Raw genomic sequence first — 973 nt, 5'->3', positions numbered from 1 at the left:
GGGTCCTCCATGTTCGAAGACGGGCCCTGACCGGGTTGCCTCGCCCGCCCCGCCCTCAAACGTCCCGCCTACGTGGTCCCGCGGCCGAGGCCGAGTGCCGCGGGAAGGTCACGCAGGTCGTCGACGACGTGTGTGGGCGGGCTGTGGATCGCGGGGTAGGGGGCTGGGATCCGCCGGAGCCATACGGCGGACAGACCGGCCCGGAGCGCGCCGTCCACGTCCCACGGGTGCACCGCGACCAGCACCGCCTCGGCGCGGTCGACACCGAGACGCTCGACCGCATACCGGTATGCGGCCGGGGCCGGCTTCCACACCCCAGGTCCCGAGACGTCGAGGTGGGCCTCGAAAAGCCTGCCCAGTCCCGCCTCGCCGAGCAGACGCTCGGTTGTACGTGCAGAGCCGTTCGTCATGGTCGCCAGCCGGAGCCCGGACCCGTAGAGGGCCCGCACACCGTCCGGCACGTCGGGGTGCACGGGAAGTGCGGCGAACCCGTCGAGAATGTGGTCGGCGGAGCGCCCGGGATCCTCCGCGTCGGCCTCCGAGAACAGGGTGACCAGTCCGGCCCGCGCGACGTCCCGGAAGTCGGCGTACGCGCCAGCGGCGGCAAGCGCGATGCCGTCCCGCAATACCCCCGCGAACCAGGTGGCGAGCAGATGGCCGGGGACGCCGACCTCCTCGAAACGCCACCGCAGCGGGCTCATGTCGCTCAGCGTCTGGTTGACGTCGAAGATCACGACGCGCGGCGTCGTCGGCATGACCCCTCCTTACGGGCCGGGGACGGCTGCTCTGCGGCCGGGACGTGTCAGAGCGTACTCGGATACCCGTGGCGCCCGCGCGTGGTGACAGTGTGAGGTCCCGCGAGGTACTGGACCTCTGGTCGCAGAACACGCTGGACGTGGGCTGTGGTCGACGAGGTTGTCGAGGGACAGAGCGCCGCCCGGCTGGCACGGGGGGACGAGCAGCCGGGCGGCCT

At 72.0% G+C, this 973-nt stretch carries 1 protein-coding gene; it reads right to left on the bottom strand.

Annotated elements, in window-relative coordinates; genetic code table 11:
- Positions 1–68: 68 nt before the first annotated feature.
- Entirely contained in the window at positions 69–755 is a 687-nt protein-coding gene (locus RM572_RS28565) for a haloacid dehalogenase type II (protein ID WP_311676276.1), read from the bottom strand.
- Between the last annotated feature and the right edge of the window lie 218 nt (positions 756–973).

Source organism: Streptomyces hazeniae (assembly GCF_031845485.1).
Taxonomy (GTDB): Bacteria; Actinomycetota; Actinomycetes; order Streptomycetales; family Streptomycetaceae; genus Streptomyces; species Streptomyces hazeniae.
This window is presented reverse-complemented; position numbering and strand designations above follow the sequence as displayed.

Bases quoted from the DNA above. Each gene is read 5' to 3' on its own strand.
- RM572_RS28565 (WP_311676276.1), bottom strand. From the start codon at position 755: ATGCCGACGACGCCGCGCGTCGTGATCTTCGACGTCAACCAGACGCTG.